The following is a 16,189-nucleotide window of genomic DNA, read 5'->3' on the forward strand; positions in this document are numbered from 1 at the left end:
GTCGCCGCCCTCGGGAGCCGCCTCTCCTAGGAGGGGCGTACCGCCATCCTGTCGAGCGCCGCGAGCAGCCCGGGGAGCTCCGGACCGCGCCCCACCGGAAGCACCTCGCCAGGCTCCTCGTCGAGCAGGACGAACGCGATGTCGTCGGTCCGGGCGACCATGGACCAGCCGGGACCGTCGGCTCGCAAGGTGCGGGCCTCCCCAGAGGCGAACGACGACCGGACCCGGCCCAGGGGCGGCGGCGTCTCCACATAGGCGCGTACTTCAGCGAGGACGCGGCGTACGCCCGTCAGCGGCTCGGCGTGCGCGGCCTCGGAGAAGGCCGACTGAGAGCCGTCCTGGGGCTGCTCGGCCCCGGCCTCGCTGTACGCCGCGAAGTCGGCATCGTCGATCTGCTCCCGCCAGGCCGCCCACTGCAGGGCGATCTCGTCGGCGCCGAGGCGTCGCTGCGCGGGCCCCCACGCATCCGCCCCCGGTGGTGACAAGGGAGCGCGGTGGGGCCGGTCGGGCTCGGGCTCCGGGTCGTGCGGCGCCGGCACGCCCGGCGCGGCCACGGCCACCGCGAGCGGCCAGCCCGGCAGCGCCTCGACCACGGTGCGCTCGCTTGGCGACAGGTCGTACTCCATGCCGCAGTCCCAGGCGGCGATCGCGACGGCGACGAGCGAGACGTCGTCGGTCACGACCGTCCACCGTGCGCCGACGCCGTCCTGGCCGAGCACCAAACCGTATCCGGCGGCCACCGGCGGCAGACCGAGAGCCGTACACGCCTCCGGGTAGTCGTCCCCGAGCACGCTGGGGAACTTCGCGGGCGTCAGCAGGACCGCCGTGAGCACGTAGAGCGCGTCGTCATCGGCGGCGACGGCATCGTCCGTTCCGGCCATGCAGGCCTCCCCATCAGTGCCCACTCGTTTCTCCGACGGCGCACCATAACCACTGGCCCCAGGCGTCGTCGAGGGGCGGTGACCAGGAAAATCCGCTCGTGCGCCGAGGAGGGGCGCCTCTACGCTGCGTGTCATGTCCCGTGCCAGTTCGCACTTCGTGTGTCTCGCGTGCCGCGTGTCGTTCAAGAAGCCGACCGACCACGCGCGCGTGCGTCACGACGTCTGCCCGCGGTGCGGCGACCCGCTGATCGACGCGGGCTCGGCGCTCGCCGTGCCCAAGCGTCGGGACATCGCCGCCTGGCGTGCCCTGTCAGCGCTCCTGAGGGCGGGCGTGCGCTTCCGTCAGGACTGCTGTGGAGGGGGTCCGGGCTACCGGCCCCGCACGCCGCGCGAGGTTCGTGAACGGCTCGCCCACGCCGCCGAGACGGGCGTTCCGCTCGGGATGGCGCTCGGCTGCCCCGATCCCTCCCACGCCGACGTCACGCGGCGGGCAGGCCGAGGAGCGTACGCGCCACGGCGCCCGGCGACTCGTCGCGTTCCCGGGCGAGGGCGATGATCGCCCGGCACGCCAATTCGTTCACTCCGAAGGACAGCGCTTCGGGCGAGACCCAGCCCGCGGCCTCGTCGATCTGCTCCTGGTCGTCCTCGGCGCAGGCCGCCACGTAGACGGCGGCGGCTTCGAAGAGGTTGTGGGCGCGCTTGTCGTCCTCCGGCGTCGTGTCCACCCTCCAGAGCTTGCGGATCCTGCCGAACATTCAGGTCACCTTCCCCCGTATGGGCCCGCGGCTGGGTGCTCATCCTCCGTACTCCACAGTAAAGTTGAAGGCTCGGCGGAAGAAGGGGAACCGTGCGGTGAAGCGCTACGAACGGCTCCAGCAGATCCGGCGCCTCGACCCGGAGAAGGACTTCCTGGAGATCTACCGCCTGTCCGCGACCTACGAGTTCCCCTGGGACCACACGCGCGCGCTGGAGCTGGCGCTGTACCGCACCTACGCGGTGCCGAGCATCGGCGCCCTCCTGGCCGAGACGGCGGAGTTCACCACCCGTACGCAGAAGCGGTACGACGACACGGCGCTGCTCCTCGACGCGGTCGTCGAGCACGGCTTCGACGGCGACGAGGGGCGCGCGGCGATCCGCCGCATCAATCAGATGCACCGCAGCTACGACATCAGCAACGACGACATGCGCTACGTGCTGTGCACGTTCGTCGTGATGCCCAAACGGTGGATCGACGCCTACGGATGGCGCCGGTTGTCACGGCACGAGACAACCGCGTCGGCGATGTACTACCGCACGCTGGGCCAGCACATGGGTATCAAGGAGATCCCCGGTTCCTACGAAGAGTTCGCCCAGTGCCTCGATGCCTACGAAGAGGCGCACTTCGGATGGGACGAAGGGGCGCGCGGTGTCTCCGATGCGACCTTGGAGCTGATGGTCTCCTGGTACCCGCGCCCGTTGGCGCCCGTCCTGCGGACGGCGACCCTGGCACTGCTCGACGAGCCGTTGCTGCGGGCCTTCGGCTACGAACGACCCTCTGTTCTGACGCGCGCCGTGACCCGGCGCGCGGTGCGGCTGCGCGGCCGTGCGGTGCGCTTGCTGCCGCCGCGTACGACCCCGCACTACGGACGGCAGAACTGGGAAGTGAAGGGCTATCGGGACGGCTATCGGCCCGGCGAGCTCGGCACCTGGCCGGTGCCCGGGGTGCGCGGCTGTCCGGTGCGGCACACCGAGGTGTCCGCGGCGGGTTCAGCCGAGTGACGCGAGGGTCTTGCGCAGCCAGGTGAGCTCGGCGCGGCTCGTGGCCCGCGCGATGGTGAGGATGCCCTGCCGGAACGGGTCGTCCAGTTCCTCCGCGCGCAGCGGCCGGTCGCCGTCGTAGAAGAAGCTGGCGGGCTCCTGGAGGAAGGCGAGGCGCCGCCGCAACACCGCGGCCTGGGCGTCCGGGTCCTCCAGGTGCCGCAGGAAGGCGAGCACCGTGAACCAGCGGTTCTCGTCGGTGATGTCCGTCCGCGCGGGCTCGGTCAGACGGCGGCGCAGCTCGCTCCTGCCGTCCGCGGTGAGGCTCAGGACGTGGCGCGGCGCGGCCACGGCGCCGGGCTGGGTCTCGCGGGCCAGCAGCCCCGCCTTCTCGAGCCGTTTGATGGCCGGGTACAGCGTGCTCTCCGCGACGGGGCGGACGTGCCCGGTCAGGGCGGTGATGCGCTTGCGCAGCTCGTAGCCGTGCAGCGGGCGTTCGTACAGGAATCCAAGGATGGCGAGCTCCAGCATGCCCGCATTCTGCCGCACCTGCGGAGTACATCGGTGTCGTAGTACATCGAGCCCGATGTATTGTGTCACGGAACGCCGGACGAAGGCCCGGAACGCGAGACGCGGACGCGGGACACGGCGGGCGGCGGAACGAGCCACTCAGGGGGAGCGGAGCATGACGATGCGAGGCGCACGGTTCGATGCGGAAGGCAGTCTGATCCGCTGGACGGAGTGCGAGGGCGAGGGCCCCGCGCGCGTGTACGTGCACGGTCTCGGGGCCGCGTCGGCGCCCTATCACGCGCACCTCGCCGCCCGGCCCGAACTGGCGGGACGCAGATCGCTGTTCGTGGATCTGCCCGGTCATGGACTGAGCGACCGCCCCGGCAGCTTCGGCTACACCCTGGAAGACCATGCGGACGCCCTTGCGGCGGCCCTGGATGAGGCGGACGTACGCGACGCGGAGATCGTCGCGCACAGCATGGGCGGCTCCGTGGCCATCGTGCTGGCCCACCGCAGGGCCGACCTGGTAACACGCCTCGTCCTCACGGAGGCCAACCTGGACCCGTACCCGCCGAAGACTGCAGGAAGCAGCGGAATCGCGGACTACGAAGAGGACGCTTTCGTCACCGAGGGCCACGCGCGCGTACTGGAGAGGGTCGGTCCGGGCTGGGCCGCGACCATGCGCCTCGCCGATCCGCGCGCCCTGCACCGCAGCGCCACGGGGCTCGTGCGCGGGACGAGTCCCACCATGCGCGCGATGCTGATGGCCCTCTCCGTAGAGCGCGTCTACGTACAGGGCGCGCTGAGCGGTGACGTGCCGGGCGGCGACGACTTGGAGGCCTCCGGCGTCCGGGTCGTCACCGTGCCGGACGCTGGGCACAACGTCATGCTGGACAACCCGGCCGCCTTCGCCGCGGTGCTCACGGGACGCACCTGAACGACGCCCCTCGTGAGCCCTCGCGCATCCGCGCGGGGGTGTCAGTCCTGACGCAGGGCCAGGGCGAGGAAGCGCGTGTCCTCGTCGACGTACGACGTCATCCGCCAGCCCGAGCCGGCAAGCAGCGGACGGAGGTTGCCCTCGGCCCGCAGGTCGTCCGGGGTGATCTGGCGGCCCTGGCGAGCCGCCAGAGCCGCGCGCCCGACGGGGTGGAACAGCGCGAGCACCCCTCCGGGACGCACCACGCGTGCCAGCTCCCGCAGGTTCTCGGCCGGATCGGGCAGATGCGCGATGAGGCCCGCGCCGAACACGGCGTCCAGCGCCTGCCCCCGCACGGGCAGCCGCGCCACGTCAGCGAGCAGGAGCCGGCCGCAGGACTGCCTGCCCGCCCGCACGGCGGCCTCCAGCATCGCCGGAGTGAGATCGGCCCCCAGGACCATCCCCGAGGGCCCCACCGCGTCCCTCAGCGCGGGCAGGGCGCGGCCCGTGCCGCATCCGGCGTCCAGGACCCGGGCGCCCGGAGCCAGGCCCAGTTCGGCCACGGCGGCGCGGTAGGCGGGGCCGTCGTCGGGGAAGCGGCTGTCCCAGTCGGCGGCACGCGCTGCGAAGAACTCCTGGACACGTGTGTGGTCGTCGCTCATGGGCTCATGATCCCGCATGCCTCGGCAGCGACATAGGGCATGCTTTGTTCCTAAATGATCATGTTTGCAGAGGCCTGTGCCTCATGACGCCGCAGAAGCGTCACTACGCCAAACTCTGGTTGACCTCCGGAACTTCAGCACGGGCGACGGCGACACCCTGGCCACGGACCCGCTCCTGATGGTCACCCTCACCGATGACCCCGCGCTCATCGCGGGTGCCGTCTTCGCGCGGCGGCTCCCCTGACTGGTCTTCTCCTCTTGAGCCAGACGTACCGCGTTGAGCCAGACGTACCGCGCGTCCTCCTCGCATACGCGGTGCACCATGTCGATTCGCGCGCCCAGTAGGCCACGGGCCCCGTCCGTCTGAGTGATCACGCGCACCTCGGCGCCGAGCGACTCCATCGGATGGCGGCTGGCCCGGTCGCGCCGGGAGTCCGTGACGCAGACGAAGCCGGACCCGGTGTGCCGCGATCATGCTCAGCGCGATGCCGAGCTTGCCCGAGGACGACTCGACAACCACGGATCCAGGGGTGAGGGCACCACCCCGCTCGGCCGCCCGCACCATCTCCAGAGCAGCCTTGAGCTTGATGGAGCCGTGGGCGGCCGTCCCCCTCGTGATTCGCGCTCGAGGCGTTTGCGGACGCGGTCCGTCGGGACCGGGACCGTGGCCTCGATCCCGCGTCTGCGCAGGTAGGCGCAGTGGCTGCGGGAGTCGTACGCCTTGTCGGCCCGGACCCGGTCCGGCCGTTTGCGCGGCCTGCCGACTCCGAGCCGAGGCACCCAGATTGCTTCCAGGACCGACTCGAACTGAGGCGAATCACCCCGCTGTCCGGCGGTGATCACCACTGATAGCGGCTTCTGACCGTGTTCGATGTTCGATGGCGAGGTGGATCTTGCTGGTCAGGCTGCCTCGAGAGCGTCCGGCCCGTGGTCGGCCCACTCGACGGTGCTCCCGCCGGGCGGTTCCTTCTGGAGACCCCCTTTCGCTGCCGCAGCTGCGTGCTGGTGGGCCCGGCAGGCCGTGGAGTCGATGTTCACGTCCCAGGTGATCAGGCCCTTGGCATCCGCTTCGGCCCGCAGCTGGATGGCGATCCGGGCCCAGATGTCATCGCGCTGCCAGCGCTGGAACAGGTCATAGACCCGGTCCCACGGCCCGTGGCGTTCCGGCACGTCACGCCAGGGAGAACCCGTCCGGGGCCGCCGGGTACGCCGTCTCTCGGCTGCTGCCGCGTCCATACCGGCGGACGGCCCGACTTGATGCCCCGCGGCAACAGCGGCTCAAGTCGGGCCCACTGGGCGCTCGCCAGGTCCCCACGTCCAACGGGACATGATCGTCAACGATCAAGATCAACTTTCGCAAACAGGCACCCTAGACGCCTTACGCGGTTGTGGCGATGCCGCCGTCTACGGGGATCACGGCGCCTGTCAGGTATGCGCCTGCCCGGCTGGCGAGGAACACGGCGACACCCGCCATGTCGTCGTCGCGGCCGATCCGGCGCAGTGGGGCCGAGGCCGCGATCGCCTCGCCGAACTCATCGAGGGTTGCAGCCATCATCGTCGACGGGAACGGTCCCGGCGCCACGGCGTTCACGGTGACGTGCTGCGGTCCTAGTTCCTTGGCGAGCACTCTGGTGAGTTGATGCAGTGCGGCCTTGCTGCTGGAGTACGAGTAGTTGGGCCGCTGGGGGATGTGGATGGCGGCGATGCTGCCGATGTTGATGATCCGCGAGGGATCGTCGGCGGTGCCCGCCCTGCGAAGTGCGGGCAGCAGCGCCTGGACCAGCCAGAACGGCGACTTCAGGTTGAGGTCGACAACCGTGTCCCAGGCCGCGTCCGGGAACGTGGCCAGAGGCTCGTCCCACATGGCGCCTGCGTTGTTGACGAGGATGTCGAGACGCTCCGAGTCGGCGGTGACGAGGTCGGACAGTCGCCGACACTCGTCGTGGCGGGACAGGTCAGCGGGGATGGCCCGCACCTCACCAAATGTGGACAGCTGTTCCTGCGCCTGAGCGCACGCTTCTGCGTTGCGTGAGCTGATGACCACGTGGACGCCCGCCTGGAGAAGGCCACGCGCGATCATCATTCCGATGCCTCGGGTGCCACCGGTGACGAGCGCGCGCTTTCCACGCAGATCGAAAAGTTCTGCATGCGTCGCGAATTGGTTGTCTACCACTTGCCGCCTTTCCAGTTGGCCGTGCGGGATGACGCGTCGACGCGTTGGGTGTTCGGTTCAGCTGTCTCAACGCTATGACCTTGGAGTGCACTCCAAGCAAGCGGATCCCGGTCCCGGCGGACCGCCTCCGTAACCGTCTCAAGCGCGGCTCGCGAGGGGGACGGCCGCCCAAGTTCGACAAGGACGGCTCGGGGCCGCGGACCGCTGGCGCGTGCGCAGGCCGCCGTCGTCGGCCCACCGCGCCTCGATGCCGCGGGCCGCGCAGTACGCGTCCCCGGCCGCGCGGCCGCCGGTGCCGAAGGCCGCCGCGAGGCTGAGGCCGGTGAGGTCGATGTAGGTGCGGTCGAGGACCACGCCCTAGCGCTCGAACCGCTCCGCGAGGGCCGTGGACGGCGCCTGCCGGTCCGCGTCCTTCCGGTCCACGTCTGACGCTTGGGTACCGGCTCGGTGCCTCCTCAAGGGGGAACCGGGGCGCGCACGTTCGAGCGTGGCGCGATCGTTCAGGGACATCTCCGCGCCAGATAGCAGTCGCTTTCGAAATGCGCCTCCGCCGCGCGCCCCCCGCGGGTCTAGCGTCCCTGGGCCATGGGACACCTGGACCACGCCACCTTCGGCTGGCTGACGCCCGTGCTGTCGTACGTGATGGCGTGCGTCGGTGCCGCGCTCGGCCTGCAGTGCACCGTGCGTGCCCTGGGCGCCACGGGACGCTCGCGGCGCAACTGGCTCCTCACCGCGGCCTCGGCGATCGGCACCGGCATCTGGACGATGCACTTCGTCGCGATGCTCGGATTCGGAGTGAGCGGTACGCAGATCCGCTACGACGTGCCGCTGACACTCCTGAGCCTGCTCGTCGCCATGGCCGTCGTCGGCGCCGGGGTCTTCGCCGTCGGCTACGGCAGTGACCGAGGGCGCTCGCTCGCCCTCGGGGGCCTCACCACGGGGCTCGGCGTCGCGAGCATGCACTACCTGGGCATGGCCGCGCTGCGCCTGCACGGCGACGTCGGCTACGACCCGGCCGTCGTCGCCCTCTCCGTGGTGATCGCTGTTGTCGCGGCGACCGCCGCGCTCTGGGCGGCGCTGAACATCAAGTCGACGCTCGCGGTGGCTGTCGCCTCGCTCGTCATGGGCGGCGCGGTGAGCAGCATGCACTACACCGGCATGCTCGCCGTGAGCGTACGTGTCGCCCCTTCCGGGGCGGCACTGCCCGGGGCCACGACGATGCAGTTCATCTTCCCCCTCGCCGTGGGCCTGGGCTCCTATCTGTTCCTGACCTCGGCCTTCGTCGCCCTGTCCCCGAGCGCGGGCGAGCGTGCGGCCTCCGCGTCGGCTCAACGCCCCGTCGGGCGCACCCCTCCGTAGCGGCGCGCCCGACCCGGCCGCGAGCGGGCGGTACGCGACCCGATCCTTCCGAGCGAGGAGGCCATGCGCATACCCCGGAACACCCCCGACCCCGGCTCACCGGTCCAGGCCGCCCCCACGGCCCGCGGCCGCCGAGCACACGCGGGCCCGCCCGCTGACGAACACCCGCCCGCAGGGGCGCCGCCCACCGGACCGGGGCTCCCGCGCGTGGGCCGCCGGTGGTTCCGCCCCCGTACCGTGCGCGCCAAGGTCGTGTGCCTGCTGATGGTGCCCGTCGTCTCCCTCCTGGCCCTGTGGGCGTACGCGACCGTCAGTACCGCCCAGGACGTCGCGTCGCTGCGGCAGACCCAACGCGCCGACGCCGCCGTGCGGGCACCGGTCGCCGCCGCCGTCACCGCCCTCCAGGCCGAACGGGCCGCGGCCGTGCGCCACGCGACGCGACCCACCGCCGACCGCGCCGCCGCCCTCCGCAGACAGGCGGACCAGACCGACCGGGCCGTGGCGAAGCTGCGCCTGGGCGAGGACCACACCGTCGCCGACGGCGCCGGGCTGCCCGCCGCTGTGGGGAACCGGCTCGAACAGTTCACCACCGACGCCGAGCGGCTGCGTACCGTGCGCACCTCCGTCCTCGACCGCCGCACCGGGTGGGACGACGCCTACGGGCAGTACACGAAGACCATCACGGCCGCCTTCGGAGTCGGCGGTGCGCTGTCCGGACTCCAGGGCGCCGAACCGGGCTCCCACGCGCGCGTGCTGCTCGAATTCTCCCAGGCGGGCGAAATGCTGGCGCGCGAGAACGTGTTGCTGGCGGGTGCCCGTCTCGCAGGCACCCTCGACGGGGAGCGGCTGCGCCGGTTCACCGGGGCCGTGGACACCCGGCAGACCCTCACCGAGGCGGCCGCTGCGGACCTGCGCGGACCCGAACGCCGGGCATGGCAGCGCCTCGCACAGCAACGCGCGTACGCCGACGTGAAGGCAGTCGAGGACAAGGTGCTCGCCGCCCGGCCCGGCAAGAAGGCCCTGGAAGCGGCTCCCGCCCTCACCTGGGACACTGCCTACGCGACCGTACGGGACTCCCAGCGCACCCTCACGGAGCGCGCGGCACGGGATGCCGCGGACCGCGCCGACCCGCTGACGCGCGGCGTGTTCACCGTCGCGGGCGCCGCCGTGCTCTGCGGGCTCGTCGCCGTCGTGGCCTCCCTCGTGATCTCCGTACGCATCGGCCGCGGCCTGGTCGTCGAGCTCGTCGGACTGCGCAACCGCGCCCTGGAGATCGCCCGCCGCCAACTCCCCGACGCCATGCGGAAACTGCGCGCGGGCGAGGAGGTCGACATCGCGCTGGAAGCCCCCGAGGAGCCGCCCGCCGAGGACGAGGCGGGACAGGTCGCGGAGGCGCTCGCCACGGTGCACCGCGCCGCGTTGCGGGCCGCCGTGGAACGCGCGGAGCTGGCGAGCGGCATCTCCGGGGTCTTCGTGAACCTCGCCCGGCGCAGCCAAGTGCTCGTCCACCGGCAGCTCAGCCTCCTGGACACGATGGAGCGAAGGGCCGACGACCCGAACGAACTCGGTGACCTCTTCCGGCTCGACCACCTCACGACCCGCATGCGCCGCCACGCCGAGAGCCTGATCATCCTCTCCGGGGCCGCGCCCGGCCGTGCCTGGCGCACTCCAGTGCCCCTGACGAACGTCGTACGCGCCGCGGTCTCCGAAATCGAGGACTACGCGCGCGTAGAGGTACGACCCCTGCCCGACGCCTCCGTGATAGGCGGTGCCGTCGCCGACCTCACCCACCTGATGGCCGAACTGGTCGAGAACGCCACCCAGTTCTCGCCCCCGCACACCAAAGTACGGATTACCGGTGAGCCCGTGGGCAACGGCTACGCCCTGGAGATCGAGGACAGGGGCCTCGGCATGAACCCCGACGCACTCGCCGAAGCCAACCAGAGAGTCGAGGAGTCCGAGGCGCTCGACCTGTTCGACAGCGACCAACTGGGCCTCTTCGTAGTGAGCAGACTCGCCGCCCGGCACGGCATCCGGGTGCGACTGCTCACCTCCCCGTACGGCGGCACCACCGCCGTCGTCCTGCTGCCCACCGCGCTGCTCCAGAACGACGACTCCATCCGCACCGCGCAACGCGAACAGGGAGAGCGACAGGAGGGGTTCGCGTCAGCCTCCGTGCCTGAGGCGTCCGCTGTGCTCAGTGCGGCCGGTGCCGGGCAGGGCGATCACCGGGTACTGGGACCCTCCGCCGGACGTCCCGTGCCCGCGCCGTCACCTCCCGGTGTCACGGCACTGCGCCAGTGCAGGCCTGCGGAGACGGCGTCTCCCAGGGACGCGCCTGACCTCGCGTCCGCCGCGTCTCCTTCGGACGAACTGCCGCGCCGCGTACGTCAGGCGAGCCTCGCCCCGCAGCTGCGGCAGCGCCCGCCCGCGGCCGAGAGCCCCGACTCCGTCGGTGAACGCAGCCCGGAGCGCGCACGGAGCCAACTGGCCGCCTACCGGGACGGCTGGGCCCGGGGCGGCGGACGCCCACCCGGCAGCGACAGCAGCGAAGGAGACCCCGCATGATCCAGGAAACCGGCCTCACGGCGCACCGGTCCGGCGAACTCGACTGGCTCCTCGACGATCTGGTGGCCCGCGTCGGCGACGTACGGCACGCGGTGGTGCTGTCCAACGACGGGCTCGCGGTCGGCGCCTCGACGGCCCTCACGCGGGAGGACGGCGAACATCTGGCCGCCGTCGCCTCGGGGTTCCACAGCCTCGCCAAGGGCGCGGGGCGGCACTTCGGAGCGGGCGGCGTGCGCCAGACGATGGTCGAGATGGACGACGCCTTCCTGTTCGTGGCCGCGGCGGGCGACGGCTCCTGCCTCGCCGTCCTCAGCACGGTCACCGCTGACATCGGCCTCGTCGCGTACGAGATGGCACGCATGGTCAAGCGCGTCGGGGCGCATCTGACGACCCCCACGCGCTTCTCCGAGCCGCCACCGAGCACCGGATGACCTGGGCGGCGGCAAGCGATGAGCGACAACAGCCAGAGCGCCGCGCGGGAGCACGGCAGCCAGTGGTACGACAGCGAAGCGGGACCCCTGGTCCGCCCGTACGCGATGACAGGCGGGCGCACCAGACCGGCCTCCAATGGTGTGCGGTTCGACCTGATCGCCCTGGTCAGCCTCGCCGAGGGAGCCGTTCGGCCGGACGACGACGTGGCGCTCGGCCCCGAACACCGGGTGCTGCTCGACCTGTGCCGCCCCGAAACCCAGTCCGTCGCCGAACTCGCCGCGGGCGCCGACCTGCCCGTGGGCGTGGTCAGGGTGCTGCTCGGCGACCTCCTGGAGGAGGGCCGCGTTCAGGTGCGACGGCCCGTTCCTCCCGCCCAGCTACCTGATGAGACGATCCTGCGAGAGGTGATCGATGGGCTCCGAGCGCTCTGACGCCACGACCGACGAGACAGGTGACGACACGGCCCTGGCGTTGAAGATCCTGGTCGCCGGAGGCTTCGGCGTGGGCAAGACCACGCTGGTCGGCGCCGTCAGCGAGATCCGGCCCCTGCGTACGGAGGAACTGCTCAGCGAGGTGGGCCAGTCGGTCGACGACACCGACGGCGTGGACCGCAAGGTCACCACCACGGTCGCGATGGACTTCGGCCGCATCACCATCAGATCCGGGCTCTCGCTGTACCTCTTCGGCACCCCGGGACAGGACCGCTTCTGGTTCCTGTGGGACGAGCTGTCACAGGGAGCCCTCGGCGCCGTGGTCCTCGCGGACACACGGCGGCTTGAGGACTGCTTCCCCGCCGTGGACTACTTCGAGCACCGCGACATCCCGTTCGTCGTGGCGGTCAACTGCTTCGCGAACGCACGGACGTACGGCGCGCACGAGGTGTCACGGGCCCTGGACCTCGACCGCGGAACCCCTGTGGTGCTGTGCGACGCCCGGGACCGGAACTCGGGAAAGGAGGTGCTGATCCGGCTTGTCGAGTACGCCGGGCGCAGGCATACCGCCCGGCTGCTCGACTCGGTCGGCTGACGGGTCCACCCCGCCGCGGCGGGGTGGACACCGGTGTGGTGAGGCGTCGCCCGCGTGGGGCGCCGCCCCGCCCCGGTGAGGGCGGGGCCGCACGCGCTGTCAGTCGGACACGGCCGCGTACGCGAGCACCTTGTCGATCCTCACCCGTACGAGGAGCTCGCCGGGCACGCCGTTGCGCGCGCCGAACTCCTCGGCCCGGTCCTCGCCCATGTAGCGCCCGCCGATGCGGGCCGCCCAGTGCCGAACCTGCTCCAGGTCCTCGGACAGTTCCGCTCGGCCCTGCAGAACCACGAAGGCGAACGGAGGCGCGTCGTCGTCGACACACAGTGCCACACGCCCGTCGCGTGCGATATTGCGCCCCTTGACAGTGTCCTTTCCCGTGTTGAACACCAGGTCGTCGCCGTCGAGGAGGAACCAGATCGGCGCCACGTGCGGGCTGCCGTCCGCACGGACGGTGGACAGTTTGCCGGTGCGGGTGCCCTGCGAGACGAAGGCCCGCCACTGCTCGTCAGTCATCTTCTGTGCCATGTCCCCATCATGCTTGCCGGGACGCCGGACGTGGTGAAGGCTGGCAGGTCAGATCCTCCAGCCAGGGGGAGGGACACACGGGGAGAAGGGACCATGGCGCAGAACACGGGCCTGGGCTGGCTGCTCGACGACCTGACGAGGCGTGTGGAACACGTACGGCACGCGCTGGTGCTGTCCAGCGACGGTCTGGTGACGGGGGCGAGCTCGGACCTGCCGCGCGAGGACGCCGAGCACTTGGCGGCGGTGTCGTCCGGCCTGCACAGTCTGGCGAAGGGCTCCGGACGCCACTTCCACGCGGGCAACGTACGCCAAACGATGATCGAGTTCGACGACGCCGTCCTGTTCGTGACCGCGGCGGGCGAGGGTAGCTGTCTGTGCGTCCTCAGCGCGGCGCAGGCCGACATAGGCCAGGTCGCGTACGAGATGACACTGCTGGTGAACCGTGTCGGGGAGCACCTGGGCGTAGACGCGAGGCACCCGGAGCGGACACCGGTCGTAGATCTCTGACCTCTTACTGACCCGCCCCTGACCTGCGTGAACGCGGGCGGGGGCAGAGTTATCCACAGGCCGAGCGGGAAGTGGGCCTCGCGGGCTACGGTTTTTCCCAGAAGCAGTGACCAAGCACGGGGGAGAACCGCCATGACCGGCGACACGCAGACCATTTCGCACTTCGCGTCCGCCACGCCCAGGAAAGCAGCCGCGCCGCCGACCGAAGGGGCCGTGCCACCGACGGAAGTGGCCGCGCCGTCGACGGCCCGTGCCGGCCGACCCGGGCCGCTGGCACGCAGCAGTGCCGCGCGGGAACTGGGCCTCAAGCGGGGAGAGTTCGAGCTCGCCGTGATGCTGGGCCGGGTCCGTACCGTCCCCGATCCGGCGGGGATGCGCCGCCGGGTCAGCCGCGAGGAGATCGACCGCGTCCGCGAGACACCCGGCTTCCCGGAGTCCCTGCGCGACGGTGTCAAAACCGTGGGTACCGCCGAGGGCGCGGCCCTGCTGGACATCACCCAGGCTCGCTTCACCCGGCTCGCCCGCACGGGGGTGCTGACGCCGGTGAAGTTCTACTTGAACCGCTACCGAGCTGTCGTCTGGCTCTATCTGGCGGAGGAGCTGCGCGAGTTCGCGGCGTGCGAGGCCAATGCACCGCTGCTCACCGGCCGGGCGCCGGACACGATGCGGGCTCAGCTGGCGAGCGGCGCGGACCTGAGGGCCCGCAACTGGCGCCGTCGGCAGATGGGTTTTCTCCTGCGGCAGGCGGAGGACCCGTGGGAGCGCGTCGCCGTGACGGCTTCCTTCCTGGATCCGATGGGCCTCGCGCAGCTCGTCAGGGATCCGTACGAGCGGGCGTATCTGCATCGCCTCAGGCCTCAGCCGCTCACCCAAGCAGGCCCCGAGTCCCCGACGACCCACATCGTGGAGCGCATCACCACAGCCGACGACCCGGACGAGATCAGCTGGCTGCGGGCCAATCTGAGCCTCGGCCTGGCGGAAGCGCGGCGGCACCGACCCGCGCCACGGCCGGGCCGTCCGCCCATCAGAGCCACGGCGCGCCCGCACAGCGCACCGGAGCATTCGCAGGCCCCTGTCACGGGCGACGACTGCGGAGCCGGCCGGCCTCCGGAGGCCGTCTCCTCGGCGGTCACCGCTCCGGCGGCCGCGCCCCGGGAGAGGGACACGGGCCGGAGGGGAGAGCCGCGCGGGCTGCTGAGGTGGCTGCGCCGCAGGCGCGGGCGGCCGGAGGACTGACGGCACGACGGAAGGCACGACGGAGGGCTCGAGACACCTCGCGGCACAGGAGCAGCACCCTGTCGAGCTAGAGGGTCGCGTCGAGGTCCTTGGCGTAGTGCTCGATGGCCGGACGGTAACCCGCGATCTCCGGATCCCGGCTCGTGGTGGCGACCAGGTTCAGCAGGAGCTCCATGGCGTCATGGTGCTGGCCCGTGTTGTACAGCGCCATGGCGAGGAAGGTCCGCAGCGCTCCGTCGTCGGGGTACTCCGCCACCGCGTCCCGAAGAGCGGTGACGGCCTCCGGGTACTTGCCGAGGACGCGGTAGGTACTGCCGAGACCGAGGAGCGCCCCGCGGCGGTCCTCGTCGGAGAGGCCCGGGCGCTGGATCGCGCGCAGATAGTGCGGCAGGGCCTCGGCTTCCAGGCCGAGCGTGTCGTGCACCCAGGCCGTTTGGTACGCGACCTCGGCGTCATCGGGGTGACTTTCGCTCAGGGGGAGCAGGAGGGCGCGGGCCTCCTCACGGCGGCCGCTCTCCCGTAGCCGCACGGCCTGGGCGAGTATCTCGTCCCGGCCGCTGCCCGCCCGGGCGTCCGCGTCGCTCTCCCGAGTGCCCGCGCTGTCGGTCCACGCCGTGCCGTCGGTGTCGTTCATCCCGTGCTCCCGTCCCCGTAGCCGTCCCTGCGTCAGGAGGCGCCCGTGTCCCGTCACCCGAACCGACCCCGTCACCCCTCGGCGGCAGACCCCGCCGTGGGACTCAGCCGTCCGACTGATCGCCCAGATGGCGGGGCGAGTGCGGGCGGAACAGACCCTCCTGGACGACCGACACGAGCAGCCGTCCCTCACGATCGTAGATCCGCCCGCGCGCCAGACCGCGGCCCCCCGTCGCGATCGGCGACTCCTGGTCGTACAGGAACCACTCGTCGGCCCGGAACGGACGGTGGAACCACATGGCGTGGTCCAGCGAGGCCATGTCGAAGCCGCGCGGACCCCACAGCGGCTCCACCGGGATGCGGACGGCGTCCAGGAGCGTCATGTCGCTCGCGTAGGTGAGCGCGCAGGTGTGTACGAGCGGGTCGTCGCCCAGTGGACCGACGGCACGCATCCACACCGCGCTGCGCGGCTCGGCGTCCTGGACCTCCTCCGCGGTCCAGCGCAGCCGGTCCACATAGCGGATGTCGAAGGGCTGGCGCCGGGCCATGCGCTCCAGCTGCTCGGGGAGCGCGCCCAGATGTTCCTTGATCTCTTCGGCGACCGTCGGCAGCGACTCCGGGTCGGGGGCGTCGATGCGCGGCGGCAGCTGGTGTTCGAAGGAGCCCGGTTCGGGCTTGTGGAAGGAGGCGGTCAGATTGAAGATGGTGCGGCCCTGCTGGACGGCCGTGACGCGGCGCGTGGTGAAGGAGCGCCCGTCACGGACCCGCTCGACCTGGTACACGATGGGCACGCCCGGGCGGCCCGGGCGCAGGAAGTACGCGTGCAGCGAGTGCACGGGTCTGTCGCCCTCCGTGGTGCGCCCGGCTGCGACGAGCGCCTGCCCGGCGACCTGCCCGCCGAAGACGCGCTGCAAGGACTCCTGGGGACTGCGGCCGCGGAAGATGTTCACCTCGATCTGTTCGAGGTCCAGCAGGTCGACCAGTCGGTCCGCGGGGTTGTTCATGGGAAGTCCTCGACTCC

At 71.5% G+C, this 16,189-nt stretch carries 19 protein-coding genes and 1 pseudogene; 9 read left to right on the top strand and 11 right to left on the bottom strand.

Annotated features, from left to right (window positions below):
• Positions 1-26 precede the first annotated feature (26 nt).
• Together MQV74_RS36400 and MQV74_RS36405 are read right to left on the bottom strand one after the other, a co-directional pair.
• Complete coding sequence (locus MQV74_RS36400; RefSeq protein WP_242727589.1) at positions 27-881, bottom strand: hypothetical protein; 855 nt, start codon at positions 879-881, stop codon at positions 27-29.
• 479 nt (positions 882-1,360) lie between these two features.
• On the bottom strand, positions 1,361-1,636 hold the full coding sequence (locus tag MQV74_RS36405; RefSeq protein ID WP_242727591.1) for a hypothetical protein: 276 nt from the start codon (positions 1,634-1,636) through the stop codon (positions 1,361-1,363).
• A 97-nt stretch (positions 1,637-1,733) separates the two neighbouring features.
• Here MQV74_RS36405 and MQV74_RS36410 point away from each other — a divergent pair, with 97 nt between their 5' ends.
• Entirely contained in the window at positions 1,734-2,639 is a 906-nt protein-coding gene (locus tag MQV74_RS36410; RefSeq protein WP_242727592.1) for an oxygenase MpaB family protein, read from the top strand.
• On the opposite strand, the gene MQV74_RS36415 is transcribed toward MQV74_RS36410, so the two are convergent.
• Positions 2,628-3,149, bottom strand: a complete 522-nt coding sequence (locus tag MQV74_RS36415; RefSeq protein WP_242727593.1) for a PadR family transcriptional regulator — start codon at positions 3,147-3,149, stop codon at positions 2,628-2,630. The genes MQV74_RS36410 and MQV74_RS36415 overlap by 12 nt on opposite strands.
• A 160-nt stretch (positions 3,150-3,309) precedes the next feature.
• Here MQV74_RS36415 and MQV74_RS36420 point away from each other — a divergent pair, with 160 nt between their 5' ends.
• The gene (locus MQV74_RS36420) at positions 3,310-4,065 is read left to right on the top strand and encodes an alpha/beta fold hydrolase (RefSeq protein ID WP_242729332.1); all 756 of its coding nucleotides are present in this window, start codon (positions 3,310-3,312) and stop codon (positions 4,063-4,065) included.
• A 41-nt stretch (positions 4,066-4,106) separates the two neighbouring features.
• Here MQV74_RS36420 and MQV74_RS36425 read toward each other — a convergent pair whose 3' ends face one another.
• The 5 genes and pseudogenes from MQV74_RS36425 to MQV74_RS36445 form a co-directional block, all read right to left on the bottom strand.
• Positions 4,107-4,706, bottom strand: coding sequence for a class I SAM-dependent methyltransferase (locus MQV74_RS36425; protein ID WP_242727595.1), 600 nt, complete (start codon positions 4,704-4,706; stop codon positions 4,107-4,109).
• Between the two features lie 276 nt (positions 4,707-4,982).
• Positions 4,983-5,301: pseudogene (locus MQV74_RS36430) on the bottom strand (pyridoxal-phosphate dependent enzyme); the annotation flags it as partial.
• Positions 5,184-5,552 (bottom strand): transposase, encoded by a 369-nt coding sequence (locus MQV74_RS36435; protein ID WP_308402348.1) that lies wholly within the window; start codon positions 5,550-5,552, stop codon positions 5,184-5,186. The gene MQV74_RS36435 and the pseudogene MQV74_RS36430, both read right to left, overlap by 118 nt.
• 54 nt (positions 5,553-5,606) lie before the next feature.
• Positions 5,607-5,876: a transposase gene (locus tag MQV74_RS36440; RefSeq protein WP_242727597.1), complete on the bottom strand. Its 270-nt coding sequence runs from the start codon at positions 5,874-5,876 to the stop codon at positions 5,607-5,609.
• Between the two features lie 208 nt (positions 5,877-6,084).
• Positions 6,085-6,879, bottom strand: coding sequence for an SDR family oxidoreductase (locus MQV74_RS36445; RefSeq protein ID WP_242727599.1), 795 nt, complete (start codon positions 6,877-6,879; stop codon positions 6,085-6,087).
• Positions 6,880-7,464: 585 nt separating this feature from the next.
• On the opposite strand from MQV74_RS36445, the gene MQV74_RS36450 reads away from it, so the two are divergent.
• The 5 genes from MQV74_RS36450 (at position 7,465) to MQV74_RS36470 (ending at position 12,264) form a co-directional block, all read left to right on the top strand.
• Entirely contained in the window at positions 7,465-8,238 is a 774-nt protein-coding gene (locus tag MQV74_RS36450) for an MHYT domain-containing protein (protein WP_242727601.1), read from the top strand.
• 63 nt (positions 8,239-8,301) lie between these two features.
• Entirely contained in the window at positions 8,302-10,806 is a 2,505-nt protein-coding gene (locus MQV74_RS36455; RefSeq protein WP_242727604.1) for a sensor histidine kinase, read from the top strand.
• Positions 10,803-11,237 (top strand): roadblock/LC7 domain-containing protein, encoded by a 435-nt coding sequence (locus MQV74_RS36460; RefSeq protein WP_242727606.1) that lies wholly within the window; start codon positions 10,803-10,805, stop codon positions 11,235-11,237. The genes MQV74_RS36455 and MQV74_RS36460 overlap by 4 nt, the downstream gene beginning before the upstream one ends.
• An 18-nt stretch (positions 11,238-11,255) precedes the next feature.
• A complete protein-coding gene (locus MQV74_RS36465) occupies positions 11,256-11,669 on the top strand; it encodes a DUF742 domain-containing protein (RefSeq protein WP_242727608.1) in 414 nt (137 codons plus the stop codon).
• Positions 11,650-12,264: a GTP-binding protein gene (locus MQV74_RS36470; protein WP_242727610.1), complete on the top strand. Its 615-nt coding sequence runs from the start codon at positions 11,650-11,652 to the stop codon at positions 12,262-12,264. Before MQV74_RS36465 ends, MQV74_RS36470 begins: the two co-directional genes overlap by 20 nt.
• Before the next feature lie 99 nt (positions 12,265-12,363).
• On the opposite strand, the gene MQV74_RS36475 is transcribed toward MQV74_RS36470, so the two are convergent.
• Entirely contained in the window at positions 12,364-12,792 is a 429-nt protein-coding gene (locus tag MQV74_RS36475; protein ID WP_242727612.1) for a PPOX class F420-dependent oxidoreductase, read from the bottom strand.
• A 93-nt stretch (positions 12,793-12,885) separates the two neighbouring features.
• Here MQV74_RS36475 and MQV74_RS36480 point away from each other — a divergent pair, with 93 nt between their 5' ends.
• Both MQV74_RS36480 and MQV74_RS36485 read left to right on the top strand, forming a co-directional pair.
• A complete protein-coding gene (locus tag MQV74_RS36480) occupies positions 12,886-13,299 on the top strand; it encodes a roadblock/LC7 domain-containing protein (protein WP_242727614.1) in 414 nt (137 codons plus the stop codon).
• 132 nt (positions 13,300-13,431) lie between these two features.
• The gene (locus tag MQV74_RS36485) at positions 13,432-14,535 is read left to right on the top strand and encodes a DUF6397 family protein (RefSeq protein WP_242727616.1); all 1,104 of its coding nucleotides are present in this window, start codon (positions 13,432-13,434) and stop codon (positions 14,533-14,535) included.
• A gap of 67 nt (positions 14,536-14,602) precedes the next feature.
• Here the strand turns inward: MQV74_RS36485 and MQV74_RS36490 are convergent, their stop codons facing one another.
• Entirely contained in the window at positions 14,603-15,169 is a 567-nt protein-coding gene (locus MQV74_RS36490) for a tetratricopeptide repeat protein (RefSeq protein ID WP_242727625.1), read from the bottom strand.
• A gap of 103 nt (positions 15,170-15,272) precedes the next feature.
• The gene (locus MQV74_RS36495; RefSeq protein ID WP_242727627.1) at positions 15,273-16,172 is read right to left on the bottom strand and encodes an acyl-CoA thioesterase; all 900 of its coding nucleotides are present in this window, start codon (positions 16,170-16,172) and stop codon (positions 15,273-15,275) included.
• Between the last annotated feature and the right edge of the window lie 17 nt (positions 16,173-16,189).

The sequence above is a fragment of the Streptomyces sp. AN091965 genome, from assembly GCF_022698285.1.
Lineage (GTDB): Bacteria > Actinomycetota > Actinomycetes > Streptomycetales > Streptomycetaceae > Streptomyces.